This window comes from Paenibacillus sp. cl141a, from assembly GCF_900109305.1.
GTDB classification, from domain to species: Bacteria; Bacillota; Bacilli; order Paenibacillales; family Paenibacillaceae; genus Paenibacillus_AQ; species Paenibacillus_AQ lautus_A.
Genome location: NZ_FNZO01000011.1, coordinates 164,569 through 188,090 on the forward strand (window position 1 = coordinate 164,569; position 23,522 = coordinate 188,090).

The following is a 23,522-nucleotide window of genomic DNA, read 5'->3' on the forward strand; positions in this document are numbered from 1 at the left end:
TTTACCCGCTGTTATCTGTACGTTCAAACAGATCCGCCTTGAATTTAATGTACTGCACGATGTCGGTGGTATGCTGCAGATGCCACTGACTCATCGACATGATGGATGTATCCAGCTGCTGGACGATCGGCTGCAGACGCCGGCTGTGGCTGGAGAACATGTATTTGGAGAGACGCTGCCGGATTCCCTGCATTTCGGCATCGCTCTGATGGGCGTGGGCTCTCCATTTCTCGGCTACGCTTCGCAGCTCGGCAGGGGTAACCTGGATGGTGCCGGAGGAGCCTCCTGCCGATCCGGCCATGGCTCCCAGCGAGCTGCCTAAACCTAAGCCCAAGTTGCTCAACGGCCCGCCAAGACCAAACAAGAGGTCGCTATGGGAAGGGATTCTGGGCGAATCCACGGCTTTACCGGTAGCGCCGTCATACAGACGGTTCGAAATGTAACCATTCTCGAACTGATAGCGGTCCAGCTGGTGATAGTTGGGGCCTCCTAGCGTATTATCGATTTTTTCTTTGATGCTGAGCCCGTCATTCGCATCTTTGTAACTGGAGTCTATGTAATAGGTAGAGCCGACGTGACCGTCGTAACCTCCGAGCGCACCGCTGGCAATAATGTCGCCGGGATGGGCGAAATTAATGATCTGAGAATCGAATTCCCCATTCTCAGCCTTTCTTCGGGCTTCAGGGGAGAGGCTTCCGATGACGGACGGGGCGCTGAAGGTGACAGCCGACATGCCCGTATAAGCGGCAGCATATTGCGCGTTGGCTCCGCCAAGCGAATGACCGGTAAGAGAAAAATCAACACCTTTGTACTTCTCCTTCATTTCCAGCGCGTAATCCTCAGCTTGATACAACTGATTGGTGCCCAAGATATCCGTTTTCTTATCGATTTTCCTCGATTGTTCGCCGAACCAATCCGTGACATCGTTAATGCCCGTGACTTCTTTGACTTTGTCTACATGGTCGGCCCAAGGAGCCCGAAACTCCGGGATTTTTCGTTTGATCTCTTCAATGCCAATATCCGCGTCGGCCAGATAATCGGGGAGAGCATGGGATAAATCTCTGCCTGCTTCGGTGCCGCGGTATGCGATGACGGCCTGGTTCGTTTCCTTATTGTAGAAAGTTACCGCGTCAAAACCGGATATGCTGTTGCTCTTATAGTCCTCAAGAACCTCCCATCCCGGCAGGTCCTCAACGGTATCTTCTTTTTTCAGATCGAGATATGCCGCTTCCGACATGAGTCGGTATGTCTCGTCATCCACTTGCGGTGAACTCAAATATATTCCCTCCCTTAACGCGATCTATCAGGTTCAGAGCCTATGGTTATTGCAAAGAGAAACATAGGCCCATCACTCGCCCTTAATAGCTTTTCTAAGCTCCGGGTTCATCACGAAATTGGACGTTTCGCCTGTGTTGAAATCTACGGATATTTTAAAGGTTTGTTCAGGATGATCCACGACATACCCTTCGAGGTTGACCTTGTCCGCTACGATCGAAGGCATCATCTCTTCTTTGGTAATCTCTACATCCAAATTGTATTTTTCCTTAAAATACTCAACGGCCGTGGTTTTCGCCTTTGTTATAACCTCGTCCGAGCTGCCGTTTGCAGTGGCTTCGTTTTGATTATGGTTCACGGGCTGGCATCCTCCAACAATTAGAATAATGAATACAAAAGCAAAAATGAAAATACGCGATTTGAACCTACTGTTCACACTGACCCATCCCTTCAGTCGTGATGTCCTGCTCCCACAGGCACGCCGGATCTTTCGGTTGTTGCCTTAGACCAATGCTGAGGCTGCGTACCAAGCTTACTGTCATATCATAATCCAGCATATGGTAGCGTTCAACCGAATAAATAACCAGATATGTGGTAAAAAAGACCTAACAATACGGTTGGGTTACTCCTTAGCTTGAATAATCCTGTTGAATTCCGGGCGCATGACCAAGCACTCCTCTGAACAGGGAAGCCCTCCCTAACCTCCATAAAGGAAGTAAGGAGGGCTATCGACTTTATACCCAATATTAACCAATCCGAAGCAGCTAATGCCGGACTGAAAGTTAAAACGGTTTCCATTTCAGCTTGCTGGCATGCTTATAACGCTCTGCGACTTCCGGCCAGTAGACCACGTTCCACCAATCGTTGATGTAATCCTTGCGTTTATTTTGATGTTTAAGGTAATATGCATGCTCCCATACATCCAGGGCGAGGAGAGGGACGACGTCCCACTGGGAGAGATTTTGATGTTTCTCGGCCTGCAAAATTTCAAGCCGATGGCTGCGCGGACTCCAGACGAGGATCGCCCAGCCGCCGCCTTCCACTTTGTCTGCTGCTTCGGTAAAATGCTTCTTGAATCGATCGAAGCTTCCGAAATCCTTCTTGATCTGCTGGGCAAGCTCTCCGCCCGGTTCGCCGCCGCCCCGCGGGTTCATGATGTTCCAGAAGATCGTATGCAGATAGTGCCCGGCACCGTGAAACGCAAGCTCGCGTTCCCAGTGCTTCACGAGCTCGAAATCGCCGCTTTTTCGGGCCTCCTCCAATTTCTTCTCTGCCTTGTTCAAGCCGTCGACATAGCTTTGGTGATGAATGTCGTGATGAATCCGCATGGTTTTCTCGTCGATATAAGGCTCGAGCGCATTATAAGCGTAAGGCAGTGGAGGGAGGCGGTGTCCGCCAATCGGCACAGCCTTGCCGCCGCTGTCTCCCATGCCTTGAATGGACAGCTCGGCTTCGGGAGTAGACGGCGGAGGAGACGTGGCCTCGTGCAGCGTCATCGACTGCAGCGGCATATCCACGTCCATGAATCTCTCCAGCGCTCCGGCGGCGTTCAGTGTTTCGAGTGCATTCAGGAAATATTCGGACTCCCGAATCACATGGTGCAGGACCGTACCGGCAAGCGGCACTTTCTGAACGGCTTCACTGTTCTCTTTTAGGCTGTGCAGCTGGCGAATGAACTCCCTGGACTGCTCGCAGGAAGCGCGCAAGAGCTGCTCGATCTGGGCCAGCATTTGAGGCGTGGGAGAAGCATTATAACTTAGAATATGGCGTAGAAGTTCGTCTGTCGCCTTCTCCGTGTCGGAGAACACGAGGGCCCATTGATCCAGCATCTTCACGTAGACCGGCTCAAGACCGGGCAACACGGCTTTGATCAGCGCGATGTGTTTTCTCTCCTGATGCTTCCAAAAGCGAATTTCCTCCAGTAAACGCACCGGGAGCTTCGCTCCATAATGAAATAACATGTCCGTTCCCTCCAGTATCAGGTTCACTAAACACACTATATTCATTTGGCGGCCTGTATTATGAAGGAAAAATAAAAACCCCCGCTGCATCAGGCAGCAGGGGAGTAGAATCGTATCATGAAAGGCACGGTCTCTTCGCTATATAAACCACTGATGAACACCTCAGGGTTCGTCCGGCGTTTCGAGTTTGCCGAGGAAGGTCGATACTTTGCGCAGATATTCCCTAGGGTGCTCGCGGAAGATAAGCTCATGATGGGCATCCTCTACAATCCAGGAATCGGAATCCGCATGCGTCTGGTTGGAAGCGATTTTCTCGGCAATCGGGTAAGGAGCCTTATCGTCTTTCGTTCCGTGGATGAACAAGGTCGGGAACGGGTAATCGTGCTTCTTCACCTCATTGTACGGAATCTGGTCCAGACTTGTGCCGTTAAGCACAGGGAAGAGCAGCTCCAGAATCTCCAGCGAAGGATGACGGGGGAGATCAATCTGGTTGTGGATATTGTGGTAAAGCGTGTCCGGCTCCAATAAAAAGGCGCTGTCCAGAATCATGGCATCCACGTCCTTGGTCTCAAGCCCTGCCTGCAGCGCGGTGCCGGCCCCCATGGAGAACCCCCAGACGACAATTTGCTTCGCGCCGCGCTGCTTCACATGCTCAATGGCTCCAAGAAGCTGGCGTTTCTCCTCCTTGCCGCCGGTCGCCACTTCCTTGCTGGTCTGGGAGGCAAAACCGTAATCAAACATGAGCACATTGAAATTCATGTTATGCGCGTAGTGGGCGATATCGTACATCGGCACCCAGGTTTCCTCCCGGTTGGCGCCGTAACCATGGCTGAGCACGATGGTTTTCGAGGAATTCTCAGCCGGGATATACCATCCATTGATATTTCGTTTCCCGTCAATGGAGTGGAACGTGACATTCTCGTAATTCATATCTTTCGCAAGCTTGGGATTGGAATAGAGCGGAGCCACCGTCGGATTCGACAAAACCCAAGCGATATAGGCATGAAGCGCAATAAAACAGAAAACGAGGAAAAAAACGACAGATAATAACAGCGCTAATATAATATGCTTTAGACGAACCAAGCCCGTGGACAGCTCGGCAGGCGCGTCATTCAATTGGGAGAGTGGGGCATTACTACCAGTCGTAGTGCTCATAAGTGGCCCCTCCTTACCATATAGTATGAGTGCGTTTCGTGAACATGAAAAAGTTGAAATTATAATAATCGTATGCCCGGATGCCTATAAAGTCAATGCAAAACCATAGATTGTAAGACAACTGTAAAGTCCCTGTCCCCATGGTTTACTTTTGAGAAGAATTCTCATATAATTCTTGTAACCAGGTTTCATACAATGAAACAGGAGAGGAGCTGATCGGGATGGAAGACCGCAAATTAACGGTACGCGCCGTAGAGCGGGCCCTTGATATCTTGATGTGTTTTACGAAGGATGGCGAACTTGCTCTCACGGAGATTTCTTCCCTTATCGGATTACATAAAAGCACCGTCCATCGGCTGCTAACAACGCTGGAAGACAAAGGATTCGTTGTGCGGAACAAAGAGACGGAGAAATACCGGCTCGGCTTGAAAATATGGGAGCTGTCGATGCATCTGTCCCAAAGCGACGACCCTGCCATTCGCCTTCAGCCGGCGATGGAGGCTTTGCGGGATCGGCTTGGGGAAACGGTAAGTCTGTATTTAAGGGACGGTTCGGATCGTCTTCGGATTCAAGCGGTTCAGAGCAACCAGGGGATCCGCCGGGTCGCCCAGGTCGGCGTGCGGCTGCCGCTCTCGGTGGGCGCGTCCAGCAAGGTTCTTGTGGCCTTTGCGCCTGAGGCGGACCAGGAGGAGCTGCTGAATGCGCCGGATTGGCCGGAGGCGGTCGATAAGAACGCGTACCGGCAGCAGCTGGCGGAAATACTGGAGAACGGTTACGCGATCAGCATCGAAGAGCGCGAGCCTGGAGCTGCTGCCGTATCGGTGCCGATCTTCGACCGCAGCGGCCGCGTCGCCGCCGCGTTGTCGATGTCCGGGCCTGTAACCCGCCTGTCGGCCGAAACGCTTCGCGAGCATGCGCCAATTCTGATGGAAGCGGCACGGGAAATGGGAATGATGATTTAATTTATTCTATTGCCGGATCAGAGACAGCATCACTATAAGTTATTGAATGACCGGGAGGCTGCGTGTGATACAGCCGCCCGAAATAACACCGTCCAAACGCTGTCCATTTTCAAAGAAGGCTCGGCCATAGGTGATATTTCTTATCAGGATGGAAAAGGACCGTCCCCCATGATCTTGGTGATCCGGGGAACGGTCCTTTTACCGCTGCAGCTCAGTATGTCACAGGCAAGTTCAACTTAGGTCAGCTTCACGTTCTTTTCCTTCATTTTCTGATTAAGGATTTCTTGAAAGGTCAGAGGTTTGTCCGTCGCTTCTTCTTTCTTAGGCGCTGCCACCGGGTGCGGCGGCTGGTATTGATAGTGGAACGAAGCCATCGTATGTATTTTGATCATCGGTACCTTCCTCCTGGATATGGGTTTCCGCAATGTTGTGTACCCATTAACCTGTGTGGCCTAATTCGAAACGGAATATCCAGTATTCAGGAAAAAAGTACCGGGAAACAACAAAATCCCCATCATCCATGCGCGGATGATGGGGATTTTTGACTAAGGTCAAATCGCCTAGAAGAATGCTTTATTGGTTCGATGCGATCATTTGACGCAGTACCGTTTGGAGGATACCTCCGTTATGGTAGTAATCCACGTCCACCATGCTGTCGAGTCGAGCGATGGCTGGGAACTCGAATTGGGTTCCGTCTTCGCGCGTAGCGACAACCGTCAATTCCTGGCCTGGCTTCACGTCGTTGCTGAGGCCGAGAATATTGAATGTCTCGCGGCCGTTCAGACCGAGGCTCTTCCAGCCGTGACCTTCCTGGAACTGGAGCGGCAGAACGCCCATGCCCACCAGGTTGGAGCGGTGGATACGCTCGAAGCTTTCAGCCAGTACAGCCTTGACGCCGAGGAGATACGTACCTTTTGCCGCCCAGTCGCGGGAGCTTCCCGTACCGTATTCTTTACCTGCGATAACGATCAGGTTCTGTCCGCCTGCTTGATAATTCATCGATGCATCATAGATGGACATCACTTCTTCCGTTGGCAGGTAAGTCGTAACGCCGCCTTCCGTACCTGGAGCGACCTGGTTACGGATCCGGATGTTAGCGAACGTACCGCGCATCATGACTTCGTGGTTACCGCGGCGGGAGCCGTAGGAGTTGAAGTCTTTGCGTTCCACGTTGCGATCGCTCAGATATTTGCCGGCAGGGCTGTTCGTTGCGATGTTGCCCGCTGGAGAGATGTGGTCCGTCGTAACGGAATCGCCCAAGAGAGCCAGCACGCGCGCTTCCTTGATGTCCTGGATGTCGTTCAGGCCTTTGCCCAGGCTTTCGAAGAACGGCGGGTTCTGAATGTAAGTGGATTGATCGTCCCACTCGTACAGCTCGCCTTCAGGCACAGGAATCTTGTTCCAACGCTCATTGGCGGTGAACACGTTCTCGTACTTGGCGCGGAATGCTTCAGCGCTGACGGACAGGCCGATCGCTTCGCGGATTTCCGCGCTCGTTGGCCAGATGTCCTTCAGATACACAGGCTCATTGTTCGGATCGTAACCGATCGGATCGTTCTGAAGATCGATGTTCACCGTGCCTGCCAGGGCGTAAGCAACAACCAGCGGCGGCGAAGCCAGGTAGTTGGCTTTGACTTGAGCATGCACGCGGCCTTCGAAGTTACGGTTACCGGACAATACGGCAGCTACCGTCATGTCGTTGTCGGCAATCGCTTCGCTCACTTCATCCGGCAATGGACCGGAGTTACCGATGCACGTTGCGCAGCCATAGCCTGCCACGTAGAAGCCAAGGGATTCCAGATAGTGCAGGAGACCGGCTTTTTCCAGGTAGTCGGTTACGACGAGGGAGCCCGGTGTCAAGCTGCTCTTCACATAGCCAGGCTTCTTCAGTCCGCGTTCAACGGCTTTCTTGGCCAGGAGGCCTGCGCCGAGCATAACGCTTGGGTTCGACGTGTTCGTACAGCTGGTGATGGCCGCGATTACAACCGCACCCGTACCCATTTCGCTGGTAGAGCCGTCTTTATGGTTAACTTTAACGGTCTCTGCGATTTTCTCGTCGCTGAGTCCATATCCGCCCTTATCGATCGGCGTACGGATGATGTCGTTAAAGTTTTGTTTCATGCTGGTAAGCTCGATACGGTCCTGCGGACGTTTCGGTCCGGCCAAGCTCGGCACAACCGAAGCCAGGTCCAGTTCGATTACGTCGGAGAACTCAGGGTCCGGCGTATCGGCCGTACGGAACATGTTTTGCACTTTATAGTAGTTCTCCACAAGCTCAACCTGCTCATCGGAGCGGCCCGTGTTGCGAAGATAAGCCAGCGTTTCGTCGTCAACCGGGAAGAAGCCGATCGTAGCGCCATATTCCGGAGCCATGTTGGCAACCGTTGCGCGGTCAGCCAAGCTGATGTTGGCGAGGCCTGGACCGTAGAATTCTACGAATTTGCCTACGACGCCTTTCTTGCGGAGAAGCTCGGTTACCGTGAGGGCAAGGTCAGTCGCGGTAGCGCCTTCTGCCAGGCTGCCTGTCAGCTTGAAGCCGATAACTTCAGGGGTGACAAAGTACAGCGGCTGGCCGAGCATGCCGGCTTCCGCCTCGATGCCGCCGACGCCCCAGCCCACAACGCCAAGACCGTTGATCATGGTTGTATGGGAGTCCGTGCCTACGAGGGAATCAGGGAAGACCAGCGTTTCGCCGTCAACGGTCTTCGTAGCCGCAACGGAAGCCAGGTACTCCAGGTTAACCTGGTGAACGATACCTGTTCCCGGAGGAACCGCGCGGAAGTTGTTGAATGCCGTTTGAGCCCAGCGGAGGAAACGGTAACGCTCCTCGTTGCGCTCAAATTCAAGCTTCATGTTCGTTTCAAGCGCTTGGTCGGTACCAAAAGCGTCGACCATGACGGAGTGGTCGATAACGAGGTCGACCGGAACGAGCGGATTGATCTGTTTAGGATCGCCGCCGGATTTTTTTACAGTGTCGCGCATGGCTGCAAGGTCTACGACAACGGGTACGCCGGTGAAGTCCTGCAGTACGATACGGGCAGGGATAAACGGAATCTCCTTGTTGTTGTCGCGTCCTTCGTTCCACTTGGACAAGAGTTTTACGTGATCTTCGGTAATCGCGCGTCCGTCAAACTGGCGAACGGCAGCTTCAAGCAGCACCCGAATGGAGAAAGGGAGCTTGGACACGCTGCCGTATCCTTGCTCTTCGAGCGCCTGCAGGCTGAAATAGCGGTAACTTTTACCGCCCACCTCTAGGTTGCGAGAGATGGAGAATTGATCCTTTGCTGGCATTGATGAACCTCCTTAAGTCATTTCATAAATCGAATAAAGACAGTTAGGGTTAAATCCTTTTTGGTTTCACTAGATGAAACCTAATTTCATAAATTGACTACTTTAAGTATAACGTTTTCAACTCCCCGCGTAAAGCATTTTTTATAGAAGAAACGCATTTCAAAAAGATGAAAACAAGCCTGTTTTCTTACCGAAAGCAGCCGCTGCAATCCCGCGTGCAAACCCGCGTTTCTGCATTCTCTTGACCGAAGTTCATAGCCTGAAGATTTGCTTCATATAGTTGTGATAGGGAACGGCGTGAATGGCAAGGTTAGAGGAGGAGAGAGGATGAACAGTTTGAAGCAAGCCGAGAAGCCTTGGAAGCAAGCTCTATATATTTACGTCAATCAATATAACCAAAATCGCGTGGACTATTCCTCAGGCCTGAAAGAGCAAATTGTGGCGGACCTGAACTACCTGGTAGAGAGAGGAGAGAGGCAGTTTCGCCTGCAATCGTGGTATGCGGAGCGGGAGGCAACGCCGCTTAAGAGCGAGACCCGTGCCCGTCTTCAGCGCATCCTGAGGGAAACGGAGGATGATGTAGTCGCCGACGTGCGGCTCCACAGCGTCTTTTATTATGAAAAAAGAGGGATGACGCATCGGGAAGACACGGTTGTCGGGGAACGGCTGACGCTGATTCGGGACGGGGATGCCTGGCTGATCGTCGGTATTGAACGTCTGCAGGATGAACGCCATCCTTTGCAAAGGGCCGATATTCCGGGAGCAGGCTCGGACGCGGCCGGAAGGGAGCCGTCCACTCCTTTCATGAACGGACGCGTATACGCCGCTGGCAGCAGTCCGCGATCAGGACGTTACGAACGGGAAGCCGCAGCTGCCTATGCCGACCGTTGGTGGGATTCGGGGAATCCGGAGTTTGAGGAATTCGACGTGGATTGCACGAACTATATCTCCCAGTGCCTCTTTGCAGGCAAAGCCCCAATCCACTATACTGGTAAAAGAGAAACGGGATGGTGGTACAAGGGATACGTCAACAAACGGGAGTGGTGGAGCTACAGCTGGGCGGTGTCGAACAGCTTCGCGCATTATCTGAATGCCAGTACCACGGGGCTTCGGGCCGAGCGGGTGGAGCGTCCCGAACAGCTGATGCTGGGGGACGTCATCGTGTACGACTGGGACGGCGACGGCGCGTTTCAGCACAGCACCATCGTGACGGCGTTTGACGCGGGCGGGATGCCGCTGGTTAATGCGCATACGGTATCGAGCCGCCACCGCTATTGGGACTACCGGGATTCCTATGCTTGGAACGATAACACCGAATACCGGTTTTACCATATTCCCGATTATTTTTAAGATGACAGCATGTCATGCTGCAATACGGACAAGAGAGAGGTTAACATGGGACAGGATAAATTGACGGTTGGTTTAGTATATGGGGGAAAATCCGGCGAGCATGAGGTGTCGCTATCCACGGCATTCGCGGTCATGAACGCTTTTGATTTTGATAAATACGAGATTGTCCCGTTTTATATTTCAAAGCAGGGAACCTGGAGAATCGGCAGCAAGATGTCGGCTCCTTTCGCCCGGCAGGAGGAATTGAAGCTGGCCGAAGGGGAAGGCACGCAAACGGCGCTGAACGCCGTGTTCAGCAGACTGTACGGGGAAGAGAATCAGGCGGTCGATATTATGTTCCCGCTGCTTCACGGGACGTTCGGCGAGGACGGGACGATCCAGGGGCTGTTCGAAATGGCGGACATCCCTTACGTGGGAACCGGCGTGCTTGCATCCGCTGCCGGGATGGACAAAGTCGTCATGAAGAAGCTCTTTGCCCAGGCAGGGTTGCCGCAATGCGAGTACTGCTATTTCAACCGCACCCAGTGGGAGCGGAGCCAGCATGAAGTGCTCAAGAACATCGAGGACAAACTCGGATTCCCGAGTTTCGTCAAGCCGGCTAACCTCGGCTCGAGCGTCGGGATTTCCAAGGCCAAGAACCGGGAGCAGCTGAAGGCAGCGATTGAATCCGCGCTCCGCTTCGATGACAAGATCATCGTTGAAGAGTTCGTCGATGCGCGCGAAGTGGAGGTCAGCGTGCTCGGCAATGACGAGCCGATGGCGTCCGTTCCGGGTGAAATCGTCTCTTCCAGTGAATACTATGACTACGCGGCCAAATATACGGATGGACAATCGCAGATGCAAATTCCGGCCGAGATCGACCCGGATACGGCGGATCGGCTGCGCGACCTGGCCATTGCCGCCTTCAAAGCGATTGAGGGCGGGGGCATTACCCGCGCCGACTTCTTTGTCCGCCGTTCGGACGGTGCGATACTGATCAACGAAGTGAACACGATGCCGGGCTTCACGCCGTTCAGCATGTACCCGCTCTTGTGGCGGGAGACGGGCGTTTCCTATCGCGAGCTGCTTGACCGGATGATCGAGCTGGGCCTTGAGCGGTACCATCGCAAGCAATCCCTGATTTATGAGAACCAGGCGTAAGCCGTCACAATAGGATATGAAACACCAGGGGGAGTCCGCGCTATTCATTACGGCTCCCCTTGAGTCTAATATTTTGGGATGAAAGGAAGAGACATGATATGGGATTTCAAACCGAGTTCAATTCCGTTTGTAAGTTTAAAAGCGAGCAGGAGCTCTACGAGCTGCTGGAATACGGCCGCGGGAAAATGCTGAAGGACGGGCTCCGGGTGTTTCCGACGGGACAGAAGGTCATTGCCTATACGCCGGATAACCGGGCGGTGGCCATCGTCCTGATCACCGCATGCGTATCGGAGATCAACTTCCAGGGGCGGGAGGTCACTTCGGTCGAGCTGCAGCTCATCCGCAAATTGACGGATGAGGAAGCGCGCGTACAGACCGCGCTCGCGCACGAGATGTTCTTCGGAGACCATGCATGATTGTCCGTTTCGGTTATGTGGCCATGTCCACGGTCGTGCAGAATGCTTCTCCTTCCAAGACGATGACGATGAAGAGTTTCATGAAGCTGAATGACCGTGAGGCCGGCCTGCACAAACTGGAGCGGATCGCGAATGAGAATCTACATAATACCCTACGGCTTCTGAAGCATAATGCGGCTCACGATATCAAGGTATACCGCTTCTCGTCCAAGCTGATTCCCCTGTCCACGCATAATGACATGCGGGACTGGGACCCGTTCCCGGCTTTGCGGGAAGGCTTTCAGGCCATTGGGGAATTCGTGAAAAAACACGGGATGCGGGTTTCCTTCCATCCGGATCATTTCACGGTGCTGAGCACGCCGCGTCCCGAAGTGCTGGTCAATTCGGTTCGCGACTTGGAGTCGCACGTCCGCATGCTGCAGGCGATGGAGCTTCCTGCTTCCATGAAGAATAACATTCACATCGGGGGAGCTTATGGGGACAAGCCTTCGGCAGCCGCCCGATTCGTTGAACATTTTCATGAGCTTGACCCGCACATCAAGGAACGGCTGACCCTTGAGAATGACGATAAAACCTTTACAGCCCAGGAAACGCTGGCCGTATGCAAGCAGACCGGGCTGCCGATGGTGCTGGACATCCATCACCAGTGGGTCAATAACGACGGCGAGGCGCCCTGGGAGCTGTGGCCGGATATCCTTCGCACCTGGGAGACGCCGCTGGCGCAGGCCGATTCGGAGCCGGCGCAGCCGCTCCCGCCTAAGATTCATGTCTCCAGCCCCAAGAGCAAGACCGATATCCGCAGCCATGCGGACGGGGTGGATGTCGTGCCGCTGCTGGCTTTTTTAAGGAATATTGCCGGGGCTACGCCGAAAGTGGACGTGATGATCGAAGCGAAGATGAAGGACGGCGCCTTGTTTGACCTGATGAAGGATCTGGGAAATTATACGGAAGAGGGCATTACCATACTCGACGGCGCTTCCATCGAAGTGAACCCTTAACCGATAAGTTGAGCTTGTTAACACTTGCAAGTTGATGGGTTTTGGGTTACGTTGGAAGTAGCCAAACAGGGATTCCCCTTAAGATAATGACATTGGACTAAAAAGTTCGTTCTCGCCAAGCATTCAGGTGCACAGCATAGGACGGACTTTTATTGAAATAGGCGGAATTTTCGCGTGGCTGCCCTTTCGGCTGCCGTAATGACGGAATAGGATGTAGAGATTTCCAAGATTACTAGATTTATATAGAAAGTAGAGTGAGTGCTTTGAACGAGAATGAAAAGATTCCTTATGTTGTCAGCAGTAAGAGTTATACCGCCGTTGCGATTAATTGCGCCGCGAAAGCGGGAGAATGGATTAAGAGCAAATTGGGCACCGTCAAGCAGCTGAGCACCAAGTCTTCGGCACAGGATATCGTAACCGAGGTCGACAAAGGCGCGGAGCAGATGATCCGCAAGCTGATCCTGACGCACTTCCCGGATCATGCGATCCTGGGAGAAGAAGGGGTTGCCCCGGGTACGGATGCCTATGCGAAGGCGCTTGAGGAAGCCAAAGACGAAGAGTATCTTTGGATTATCGATCCTGTGGACGGCACGACGAACTATGTTCACGGATTTCCGTTTTACTCGGTATCCATCGCGCTGGCTCATCATGGAGAAGTGATTGTCGGCGTTATCTACGACCCTTCCCGGGACGAGTTGTTCGTGGCGGAAAAAGGCAAAGGGGCTTACGTTCACGGCAATCCGACCTATGTCTCCACGGAGGAGCAATTGTCGGACAGCTTGCTGGCCACGGGCTTCCCGCTGGACAGCAAGGTCAACTTGCCGCTCAACATGGCGGAGCTTCAGGCGCTGCTGCCGATGGTACGCAATATAAGGGCGGGCGGTTCCGCCGCGCTTCATCTTGCTTATGTGGCGGCCGGCAGGCTGAGCGGATACTGGGAGCACGGCTTGAGTGCCTGGGACGTTGCCGCGGGCGCGCTATTGGTTCAGGAGTCCGGCGGCAAAGTAACCGATACGGAAGGACGGCCCTACGATCTGTCGGTGCGTCATTTAGCGGCAACCAACGGGTTGATTCATCAGCGTTTTTTGGATACGCTAAAAGATGCGGGCGAGGCTTTGGTCCGCTAAACGGTCACCATCCGCAGAGGAATGCCGTTCACTATTAACCGCTTGATAAAAGGAGTGTGCGTACGATGAATGAGAAGTCGGATCAGGATTTGGAGCGCCAGCTCAGCGAGATGTTAACGGACGGTGAAATGGAGAAGAAGGATCGGGAGAAGGAGGAGCGCAGGCTGCTCTCTCCGAAATATGAGATCCGGATTCAGACGCAGCTCGATCCCATCGTGGAGGAGACGCTCAAATACCGTAGCATGGCAAAGGAATTGGATGACCGCTATGACAAGTATATCAATAAGGCGGTTAAGAAGGATAAGCCTGAGGATTCAGGCAAAGACGTGTGATAGCGCTTCAAGGAATATTGCGGTATTGGAGCCTAACATCATCCTAGTTCGGTATCAGGAATGGACAGCATGAAACGGGCTGTCCATTTTTTTGTGCAGCAATCAAGATAAGACTCTTCATGACGGTGCATGTCGGAGTCAGGATGTGCGACATTGTCCATATAGGGGGGGGGGAGATCAATGCGGGTTCAGCTGAAGGCTTCTCATTTTTTGGCAGGATTATCAGGCATGGGTTCCATCCTGTTGTGGTGCATACTTATCATCTTTAATCCGTACACGGACGTTATGAACTGGAGTCCGGCCCTGAATACGTTCATTATGCTCTTTCTGCCGGGCTGCTTGGCGTTGATTGCGATGGTGTATTCGTACAGATTGCTGCTGCTGATTGCTTTTGGATGGTCGATACTGCCAAGACTGTATATGGCAGGCACGCCAGGGATATTTGCTTGGTTTGGAGTTACCTCCATAGGCTATCTATTCGCTTATCTTCACATGAAGCCGTATCGCCCGACTTGATCCGGTACCATTCTCCTGGTGGTGGTGGTAAAATAAGGCTGTATCAAGATTTTCGACGTTAAGGGAGTGAAATCATGTTCAAACAATGGAAGAAGGGGCTGGCGGCAGTAACCGGCAGCTTGACGCTCGCGGTGGCGCTAGTCGGACCGGGCGTTGCGCCGGCTTATGCCGATGAGGCTGCAGCTAAGAATACATATCGTATCGTAGCGCTGGGGGATTCGCTGACCGTCGGGTATGAGCCGGGAATGGATCTGAACAGCAAGCCTTACGGTTTTGTTGACCGGTTGTATGAGCAAGGGCTGTTCCATGGCCGGACCGAAGTCACGAATCTGGGGATCGGCGGGTTGAAGACCGACGGGCTGAACAACTACGTTAAGGCCGTCCTGGATGAACGGGCGATCACGCCGGAGGAGCTGCAGCCGGGACTCAGCAGCATCGATCCGCGGACCAAGCAGATCGGCGCCGATGCAGCGAAAGCCAAGCCGATGATCGCCGAAGCCGATCTGATCACCATTACGATCGGCGGCAATGACATGATGAGTCTTGTCAGCACCGTGGAAACGTTAAGCGATGAGCAGCTGCAAGCCAAGATGCAGGAACTGTTCCAGATCTATAAGGACAACGTGTCATCCGTCATTACGGGCCTGCATTCCTTGAATCCGGATGCCGCGATCGTCGTGGCCGACCAGTATAATCCGGTTCCCAAAATCGCCGATGAAGTCGCGTACGCGAAACTGGTTGCGGCATCCGGTGAGTTCACGAAGCTGGTGGACGGGGTGGCCGGCGGTTTTGCAAGCCAGGGCGTAGACATCAAGGTAGCGCATGTCGCGAAGAAATTCGTGGGCTCCGAGCTGACGATGACCCATATCCTGAAGGATGACATCCATCCGAACCAATACGGATATGAAACGATGGCCAGCGTGTTTGCCGAGACGATCTGGGGCAGCTATCAGAAACCTCCTGTTCAAAATGAGGGGCAGCCGATGCGCATCGTCGTGAAAGGGCAGGAGCTGAATACGCCTTACAAGCCGATCCTCCGCGACAACCTGAATTACGTAGCCATACAAGACATCGTAAACGCCGTGGGGGCGACTACCAAATGGGAGAATAAAACATCCAGCGCAACGATTACTTTCGGAGACCAGACGGTCGTGGTGAAGATCGGCGACAAAACCGTTCAAGTCAACGGAACGGCCGTACCGATCGATACGCCGGCTTTCCTGCACAAGGTAGGAAAAGAGGATAAAACCTACGTGCCGCTCGCCGTGATTGCATCCGGCCTGGGCTTTGACGTTCAGTACAGTTCCAAATTGCGTACCGCATTCATCAATTTGTAATTCCATGAGCAAGCTGCACCGGCTGGAAGGAGCCGATGCAGCTTTTTTTGTGATTTCCCCGTGACGGCCTACGAGAGCAATCCTTTTTTTTCCCTCGTTATGGTCGACGGTGCGATAGAGGATCGGATGGGGATATCGTCTAGAGATTTGCACACAGGGTTGTGACGTTTTTAACATGAGATGCTCCCGGCAGGTGTTACAATACTACATCATTTCCCTTGAATGGGTGGTGTGACGTTGGCGCAGATTGGCCGCCCGCTCCGGACCGGAAAGTGGCAGATCCGTGAAATGGGCAGGGAAAGGCTTATCGAATGTCGAATCTTGGAAGAAACATAGATATGGCATTATAGGGGGATCAAGGAATGAATGGACCGATGATCATTACGTTGTCTGTTTTGGCCGCGGCATCCGTATTGTTCATGTCGGGAAAAGTGCGGTCGGATTTGGTCGCGATCGGCGTGTTGATGGTACTTATGCTAACGGACATTTTAAGTCCGGCTGAAGCCCTGTCGGGCTTTTCCAATTCGGTTGTCATCATGATGATCGGTTTGTTTGTTGTGGGGGGCGGCATTTTCCAGACCGGGCTGGCCAAGATGGCCAGCGGGAAGCTGCTGAAGCTTGGCGGAGGAAGCGAGACCCGGCTCTTGATCATGATCATGCTGGTGACGTCGCTCATCGGCGGATTCGTCAGCAATACGGGCACGGTAGCGGTGATGCTCCCCATCGTTGTCAGTCTGGCATACAGCGCTGAGATCAATCCGGGGCGGCTGCTGATGCCCCTTGCGTTTGCAAGCAGCTTGGGCGGCATGCTCACCTTGATCGGAACGCCGCCGAACCTTGTGATTCAGGAGACGCTGATTAACGCAGAGTACGAACGGTTGTCGTTTTTTGCTTTTCTGCCGATCGGCCTGGTGTGTCTGGCAACCGGGATTCTCGCGATATTGTTCCTTCGCCGTTATCTTCCCAGCAATGAAGAAGGAAGAACGGGGGACCAGGGCGGACGCTCGCTCAGGGAGCTGGCCAAGCAGTATCGGCTGACCCAGAACCTGTATCGGATTCAGGTCGGAGCCGATTCCTCCATTCGCTCCAAGACGCTGCGGGAGCTGGATATTCCGGCACGGTTCGAAATCAACATCATTGAAATCCGCCGTAAAATGTCGGCCAAGAATCAATTCTTCAAAACGATCAACCAGGAGATCGCAGGTCCCGGGACCGTGATAGAGGAAGAGGATATTCTGTACGTGAATGGTCCATTCGAGCGGGCCTCGGAGTTTGCGGAGACATACGGGCTTGTCATGCTGGACCAGGGTGTGCCCGAGCATCGTAAACATGCCGAAGAGTCGCAGTACGCCACAAGCGACGTCGGCATTGCGGAGGTGATGCTGACGCCGTCCTCGCGTCTGATCGGCCGGCTCGTCAAGCATTCGGGATTCCGCGAGAAGTATCGGGTGAACATTCTGGGCATCCAGCGTAAAGAACAGTATCTGCTGCATCATCTGAAGGAAGAGAAAATGCGCTTTGGCGACGCGCTGCTCGTGCAGGGCACGTGGAAGGACATTGCCCTGCTGGCAGCGGAGCAGACGGATGTCGTGGTGGTGGGGCAGCCTGCAGAGGAGTCGCGCAAATTGACGATGGATCACAAAGCGCCGATCGCGGCGGGGATCATGCTGCTGATGGTGATCCTGCTCGTGACGGAATGGATTCCGGCGGTGGCCTCCGTGATGATTGCCGCAGTGTTGATGGTGGTGTTCGGCTGCGTGCGCAACATGGAGGAAGCCTATAAGACGGTCAACTGGGAGAGCATCGTCCTTATTGGAGGGATGATCCCGATGTCCATTGCCATCGAGAAGACGGGAGCCGCCACGCTGATCTCGGATATGCTGGTTCATTCCCTGGGCAGCTATGGTTCGCTTGCCCTGCTGGCAGGGGTGTATTTCACCACTTCGCTGCTAACGCTGTTTATCAGCAATACGGCCTGCGCGGTATTATTCGCGCCGATTGCGTTATCGGCTGCGATCCAGATGGGAGCCAGTCCGTATCCGTTTCTGTTCGCCGTTTCGATTGGAGCAAGCATGTGTTTTGCGTCCCCGTTCTCCACGCCGCCCAACGCGCTCGTCATGTCGGCAGGACGTTATAAATTCAGCCATTACGTGAAGGTCGGCCTGCCGCTTCAACTGACGATCGGGCTCGTCATGATGGCGGTACTGCCGCTGTTCTTTCCGTTTTAAAAAAGGGAACCGGCACCTAACACCCGCATGTTCAATCCGATGAGGATCGCGCATGCGGGTGTTATTCCATTTTGAGGGTAGATAGCGTGGAAGACGGGCGGTCAATACTCCTCATACCTCGACAGATCGACTCCCGCCAGACGCTCCTGCCCCTTTTGCAGGAAATCGCCTGCCGCAGGGCTAATACATCCACTTAGGACATCCTGCCTAATCGTAAAAATGCGCATCATTTCCGTAGAAATGACTACGCTGATCCCGCTGGATTGTTGCTATGCTTGATAAAGCCGGAGGTGCAAGAGCCGATGAAGAACCGCTTCAAAAATCCGCTGGGCCGCATGAACATCAAACAGCAGATGATTCTGCTGTTCCTGGTGCTGGTCATTCCGTTATTCGGGCTGAACGCCTACGGGAATTCCATGGCCGGTCAGATCCTGAAGCGCCATGTGACCAATGCTTATATCGAACTGAACAAACAAAATTTCAAGCTGATTAACCGTGACATTGAAACCGTTAACAAAGTAACCTCCACGGTCATCCAGAACTCGCAGATCCAGCAGCTGGATCCCTTTGCCGAGGTTACCGTACTGGAACGCGTCAAAAATTACGAGCGGCTCGAAAAGATGCTGATTTCCTTCTCTCAAGAAACGGATGAGCGTGAACCGGTCTATTACTCGCTTTATGTGTACGACCCGGACAACAGCTACTTCTTTGCCCCGTATTACCCTGACCGCAGAAAAGCAGGGGTATATTTTTTCTCCGACGAGAAGGAGAAACCCGCCTGGTTCGATGAAGCCGTGGCCATGAAGGGGAACGGGTATCTGAAGCGCATGGCCAATCTGTCGCCGCCGGTGCAAGGACGCCAGGATCAAGAGACTTTAAGCTATGTGCGGGCCGTTAACAATATCTATCGGGGCGGTACCATCGGCGTACTGCTGGTCACCAATTTGGACGCGCGGATCGGCGAGTCGTTGTCGACGGTCTCGATTCCGGATGGGGAGCTGTATTTTACGGATTGGGACGATAATATCCTGACCTCGTCGGTACAGGGCACGGCGGGCAAGCTGGAATTGCCGCCCGAAGCGGATCCGGGCCATTCCACGATCGGCGTCATGGACGTGATCACGTCGGATTTCATCTATGTCATCGATTACAATTACGTGCTCCAGCAGAAGCTGGTTTACAAGGTGCCCGTCAAAACGCTGCTTGCCCAGCAAAGCGAGATGAAGCGCGTCATACAGGTCATTTCCGTCGCTTATTTTGCCGTGGGCCTCATTATCGTCTTTTACTTCTGGCAGTCGCTGATGACGCCGCTCCAGAAGCTGGCGCATTTCGTGAGGAGGTACGAACCGGGAAACGTCGTACCGGAAACTCCTTATCGGCGCAGAAAAGACGAAGTCAGCGTCCTGATCTCCACGATCTATGACATGGCCCGCCGACTGAATGACTTGATCCATTACAAATACAATATGGATTTGAAGCAGAAGGAAGCGCAGCTGCAGCTGCTCTATCAGCAGATCAATCCCCACTTGCTGTACAACACCCTGGAGAGCATTTACTGGAAGAGCACGATGGAGGGCAATACCGAGTCCGCCGAAATGATCAAGGATTTATCCAAATTGATGAAGATCAGTCTCAGCCGGGGCCGGGATCTTATCACGCTTGGGGAAGAGCTTGAGCATGCGGGGGCTTATATGAATCTCCAACTGAATCGTTATGATTATCAGTTTACGATCCGCTGGGACGTTCCCGAGGCATTGCTGGCGAATCATGTGCCGAAGATCACGCTGCAGCCGCTGCTGGAGAACGCGATCATTCATGGCATTAAAAATATGGGCGAGGACGGAATGATCCGCGTATCGGGTCATCTGGAGGGTGATCGATGCCGGATCGTCATTGAAGATAACGGCTTCCGCCCCGTGAACTACGAGTCCATTCACCGGCTGCTCCATGATGATGCACCCGATCATTCGCTGGGCTACGGCATCCGCAATATTCAGGAGCGGATCCGGCTGCATTTCGGCAGCTGCTACGGGCTGCAGTATGAACCCGGGGAAGAAGGGGGAACCCGCGTGACGATCACGATACCGCGAACAGAAGCAGCAACCATTACAGCAACCGGACAGGAGGTTTCCTGATGTACAACATTTTGGTGGTAGATGACGAACCTTTGATATGCAAGGGCTTGGCAGGGCTGTTAACGTCCTCGGGCCTTGCCATCGATGACATAACCACGGCCTACAGCGGGCAGGAAGCGCTGGACTACATACGGATGGGAGATATCGACCTGCTGGTCACCGATATCCAGATGGGCGAGATGAACGGCATTGAGCTGATGCAGCAGGCGAAGATCGTGAAGCCTTGGGTACAGACAATCATTATTTCAGCCCATGAAACATTTCAATATGCGCAGCGGGCGCTTCAACTCGGAGCCAAGGATTATTTGATCAAACCGCTGAACAGCGAGCAGTTTCTGGATTCGGTCCGCAGCGTGCTGCTCAAGATGGACCGGCCGGCTCCCCAGGTCGAGCCGTTTCTTATGGCCGATAATGAGCATTTCCGGATGGAGGAGCCGCCGTCCGAAAGAATAGAGCGGCTGAACGAGCGACTCGCCAGGGAGCCGGATCCATCGGCTGCTGTCGGTCCCGACGAGTCGGAGCTGGGCCTGGTCGGCCCCTATTTTGCCGTTATCAAGATGAAACTGGGCCTGGCGGAAGAGCGCAGCGCTTCTTTTTCCAGTCATGATATACACCTGATTCAATATGCCGCGCTGAATATCGCCAAGGAGCTGCTGGAGCAGGAGCCGCACACCTTAGTGTTCTATTCGCCGGAACGGGACGTCAACATCATCCTTCAATGGAGCGAGCAGGAAATGGAGGAGAACGCCAGCGGGAAAATCCACCACCTGGAGATGATCGGCCGGAGTCTGCACCACCATGTGGAGCTGCACCTGAAACGGAGCTGTACCGTGGGCATCAGCCAAATATTGAGGGGGCGGGAATTCTTGAGCGTGCTCAGCCGCCAGGCAGACAAAGCGATGCTGTGGAGCGAGCAGCTGCATGATTTCCATGTCTTTTATTACGGGGATTTCAATTGGCACAATTATGCCCAGGAGACGTCGCAGGAGGTGCTTTCGAGCCAGAGCAACCGGATCGTGGAGAATACGAGGCAATATATCGATGAGCATTACCGCCAGAAGGGATTGACCATTCACGATGTAGCAAAGAACAATCACGTGAGCCCCAACTATTTGAGTTACCTGTTCAAAAAATATACCGGCAGCAGCCTGTGGGAGTATGTGGTGAAGCTGCGAATGGAGGAGAGCAGGGCATTGATCCTGAACACGGATCTCCGCCGGTACGAGATAGCCGAGCGGGTGGGGTATGAATCCCCGGAACATTTCAGCAAAATCTTCAAAAAATACTACGGCGTCAGCCCAAGCGAGCTAAAGAAGTAAGATCCGTCATACTTCACATAGTTTTAGACATGTTCGAAGGCTCCCCGGCTTTTTTACAATAAAAGCTAGACATTGAATAAAGGAATGAGGGAGTCGGATGGAAGAAACGATCATGTCACAAGGCCAGGCTCGGATCGAGCCCGGCCGCCGCGCCCGGAAGGAACATAAGCGCAAGCCGCTGTGGAGGAAGTATATATGGGGGTATTTGTTCCTTGTCCCGGCCATAGCGATCTTTATCGTCTTTTTATGGGTGCCGATTTTCAAAGGGATCTTTTACAGCTTTTTTCATATCGATTTCGTAAAAGGCAATACCTTTGTCGGTTTGGATAATTACGCCAACGTTCTGAGCAATCCCGACCTGCTGCTATCGGTCAGGAATACGTTGTATTTCATGCTGTTAACGCTTGTCATCGGCTTCTGGGTGCCCATCGCCGCATCCATTGCCATCTCGGAGCTGAAGCTGTTTCAAGGGTTCGCCCGGATTGCCGCGTATCTCCCGTTTGTCGTGCCCGGGGTCGTGCTCTACGGCATGTGGCGATGGATGTACGATCCGGTGGGTCCGGTCAATGCGTTGTTCGGCTTCTTCGGGGCAGAGCCGGTATCGTTCATATCGGATAGCCGCTTCTCGATGGTGTCGCTGGTCGTCATGGAGACATGGCAGCAATTCGGATCGGCGATGCTGATCTATCTGGCAGGAGTGCTGAGCATACCGAAGGATTGGTATGAAGCCGCCGAAATCGACGGTGCCGGCGTGTGGGCCCGGATTAAATACATCACGCTTCCCTCGATGCGCAATCTGATTGTGCTCATGCTGATTCTGCAGCTGATCGGCACGTCACAGGCGTATCAATCGCAGCTGGCGATGCTGGACGGCGGACCGAACAAGGCCACGCTCACCTATGCGCTCCTTACCGTAAAATATGCGTTTAACCAACTGGATTACGGGGCCGGAACCGCGATGGGCATCTTGATGTTCCTTGTGCTGAGTTTGCTGGGCATCCTGCAATTCAAGATGAACAGGGAGGAGTACTAGGATGAAAGAGAGAGGCATTCTGTCCGCTTCGGATTTGAGAAAACCGTGGAATAAGGCGGTTTACGGGTTTATGGTGCTGTGCATTGCCGTGATGACCTTCACGATGCTGTACCCGATCGGCATGACGATGTTCAACGGATTGAAGAGCAATCAGGAGATCAACACGTTTCCGCCGCGCTTTTTTCCGTCGGAATGGCATTGGGAGAACTTCCCGAAGGGGTGGGCATACATCGACCTGCCGATGTTTCTGAAGAATACGCTGCTCATTTTCGGCGGTAATCTGCTGGTCACGATTCTGGTGCTGGGCATGGCGGCTTTCAGCATTTCCCGCATCCGGGTTCCGTATCACCGGGCCATCTATTTCTTCATTCTAATGACCTTGTTCATTCCGGCATCGAGTTACATGATTCCGAATTTCGTCAATTTGAAGGAGCTCGGCCTGCTGAATTCCTACTGGGCCTTCTGGCTGCCGGCCGGAGCGAACGCGTACTTCTTCCTGCTGATCAAAAACTTCTTCGACGGCATTCACCCGGAGATCTTCGAGGCGGCCCGCATCGATGGCGCTTCGGAGATGAGCAGCTTCCTAAGGATCGCCATACCGCTATCCGTTCCGATCTTCGCGACGCTGGCGATTTTTACATTCTCCACGGCATGGAACGACTGGTTCTGGCCGTCGCTCGTCATGCAGACCCAGGACAAATATACGCTGGCTACGGCCATTTACAAGTATGTCATCAACGCAAGGAGCCTGGACAGCAGCGTTAAATTTTCGATCCTGTTCATGGTGATGGTGCCGCCGATTTTCGTATTTCTGGCGTTCCAGAAATTCATCATGCGCAGCGTCAGCCTCTCAGCCGTCAAAGGGTAGGGCGGCAGCGGTACACATCGTAGCACTGCACACGATCGTCATATGAATGCACATCGTCCTTTCCGGATTTGGCTTTTAT

Annotated in this window: 20 protein-coding genes; 14 read left to right on the forward strand and 6 right to left on the reverse strand. The window is 53.4% G+C overall.

Annotated features, from left to right (window positions below; translation table 11 throughout):
* Window position 1 precedes the first annotated feature (1 nt).
* From BMX45_RS24845 to BMX45_RS24860, 4 genes are all read right to left on the reverse strand, one after another.
* Complete coding sequence (locus BMX45_RS24845; protein WP_090912752.1) at window positions 2-1,276, reverse strand: Tle-like phospholipase domain-containing protein; 1,275 nt, start codon at window positions 1,274-1,276, stop codon at window positions 2-4.
* Window positions 1,277-1,348: 72 nt separating this feature from the next.
* On the reverse strand, window positions 1,349-1,633 hold the full coding sequence (locus BMX45_RS24850) for a hypothetical protein (RefSeq protein ID WP_090912753.1): 285 nt from the start codon (window positions 1,631-1,633) through the stop codon (window positions 1,349-1,351).
* A gap of 424 nt (window positions 1,634-2,057) precedes the next feature.
* Complete coding sequence (locus BMX45_RS24855; protein ID WP_090912754.1) at window positions 2,058-3,236, reverse strand: Fe-Mn family superoxide dismutase; 1,179 nt, start codon at window positions 3,234-3,236, stop codon at window positions 2,058-2,060.
* A 162-nt stretch (window positions 3,237-3,398) separates the two neighbouring features.
* Window positions 3,399-4,391, reverse strand: a complete 993-nt coding sequence (locus tag BMX45_RS24860) for an alpha/beta fold hydrolase (RefSeq protein ID WP_090912756.1) — start codon at window positions 4,389-4,391, stop codon at window positions 3,399-3,401.
* 221 nt (window positions 4,392-4,612) lie between these two features.
* Between BMX45_RS24860 and BMX45_RS24865 the strand changes: the two genes are divergently transcribed.
* Window positions 4,613-5,353, forward strand: coding sequence for an IclR family transcriptional regulator (locus BMX45_RS24865; RefSeq protein WP_009591105.1), 741 nt, complete (start codon window positions 4,613-4,615; stop codon window positions 5,351-5,353).
* Window positions 5,354-5,589: 236 nt separating this feature from the next.
* Here BMX45_RS24865 and BMX45_RS31445 read toward each other — a convergent pair whose 3' ends face one another.
* A complete protein-coding gene (locus tag BMX45_RS31445) occupies window positions 5,590-5,745 on the reverse strand; it encodes a hypothetical protein (RefSeq protein ID WP_175495199.1) in 156 nt (51 codons plus the stop codon).
* Window positions 5,746-5,926: 181 nt separating this feature from the next.
* Window positions 5,927-8,644, reverse strand: coding sequence for an aconitate hydratase AcnA (gene acnA, locus BMX45_RS24870; protein ID WP_090912757.1), 2,718 nt, complete (start codon window positions 8,642-8,644; stop codon window positions 5,927-5,929).
* Window positions 8,645-8,971: 327 nt separating this feature from the next.
* Between acnA and BMX45_RS24875 the strand changes: the two genes are divergently transcribed.
* From BMX45_RS24875 to BMX45_RS24935, 13 genes are all read left to right on the forward strand, one after another.
* The gene (locus BMX45_RS24875; protein ID WP_009591119.1) at window positions 8,972-9,994 is read left to right on the forward strand and encodes an amidase domain-containing protein; all 1,023 of its coding nucleotides are present in this window, start codon (window positions 8,972-8,974) and stop codon (window positions 9,992-9,994) included.
* A 45-nt stretch (window positions 9,995-10,039) separates the two neighbouring features.
* Complete coding sequence (locus BMX45_RS24880; protein ID WP_012819030.1) at window positions 10,040-11,134, forward strand: D-alanine--D-alanine ligase; 1,095 nt, start codon at window positions 10,040-10,042, stop codon at window positions 11,132-11,134.
* 98 nt (window positions 11,135-11,232) lie between these two features.
* Window positions 11,233-11,550 (forward strand): hypothetical protein, encoded by a 318-nt coding sequence (locus BMX45_RS24885; RefSeq protein WP_009591113.1) that lies wholly within the window; start codon window positions 11,233-11,235, stop codon window positions 11,548-11,550.
* Window positions 11,547-12,548 (forward strand): UV DNA damage repair endonuclease UvsE, encoded by a 1,002-nt coding sequence (gene uvsE / locus BMX45_RS24890; protein WP_090912759.1) that lies wholly within the window; start codon window positions 11,547-11,549, stop codon window positions 12,546-12,548. The genes BMX45_RS24885 and uvsE overlap by 4 nt, the downstream gene beginning before the upstream one ends.
* A 263-nt stretch (window positions 12,549-12,811) precedes the next feature.
* Window positions 12,812-13,675 (forward strand): inositol monophosphatase family protein, encoded by an 864-nt coding sequence (locus BMX45_RS24895; protein ID WP_012819032.1) that lies wholly within the window; start codon window positions 12,812-12,814, stop codon window positions 13,673-13,675.
* 65 nt (window positions 13,676-13,740) lie between these two features.
* A complete protein-coding gene (locus tag BMX45_RS24900) occupies window positions 13,741-14,007 on the forward strand; it encodes a hypothetical protein (RefSeq protein ID WP_090912761.1) in 267 nt (88 codons plus the stop codon).
* 180 nt (window positions 14,008-14,187) lie between these two features.
* Window positions 14,188-14,523, forward strand: a complete 336-nt coding sequence (locus tag BMX45_RS24905; protein WP_090912763.1) for a hypothetical protein — start codon at window positions 14,188-14,190, stop codon at window positions 14,521-14,523.
* Window positions 14,524-14,597: 74 nt separating this feature from the next.
* On the forward strand, window positions 14,598-15,860 hold the full coding sequence (locus tag BMX45_RS24910) for an SGNH/GDSL hydrolase family protein (protein WP_090912764.1): 1,263 nt from the start codon (window positions 14,598-14,600) through the stop codon (window positions 15,858-15,860).
* A 362-nt stretch (window positions 15,861-16,222) separates the two neighbouring features.
* The gene (locus BMX45_RS24915) at window positions 16,223-18,088 is read left to right on the forward strand and encodes an SLC13 family permease (RefSeq protein WP_090912767.1); all 1,866 of its coding nucleotides are present in this window, start codon (window positions 16,223-16,225) and stop codon (window positions 18,086-18,088) included.
* Between the two features lie 302 nt (window positions 18,089-18,390).
* Window positions 18,391-20,223, forward strand: coding sequence for a sensor histidine kinase (locus BMX45_RS24920; RefSeq protein WP_090912769.1), 1,833 nt, complete (start codon window positions 18,391-18,393; stop codon window positions 20,221-20,223).
* Window positions 20,223-21,542, forward strand: coding sequence for a response regulator (locus BMX45_RS24925; protein ID WP_090912772.1), 1,320 nt, complete (start codon window positions 20,223-20,225; stop codon window positions 21,540-21,542). The genes BMX45_RS24920 and BMX45_RS24925 overlap by 1 nt, the downstream gene beginning before the upstream one ends.
* Before the next feature lie 97 nt (window positions 21,543-21,639).
* Window positions 21,640-22,575, forward strand: a complete 936-nt coding sequence (locus BMX45_RS24930) for a carbohydrate ABC transporter permease (protein WP_090912774.1) — start codon at window positions 21,640-21,642, stop codon at window positions 22,573-22,575.
* A gap of 1 nt (window position 22,576) precedes the next feature.
* Complete coding sequence (locus tag BMX45_RS24935) at window positions 22,577-23,443, forward strand: carbohydrate ABC transporter permease (RefSeq protein WP_090912776.1); 867 nt, start codon at window positions 22,577-22,579, stop codon at window positions 23,441-23,443.
* The last annotated feature ends 79 nt before the right edge of the window (window positions 23,444-23,522 follow it).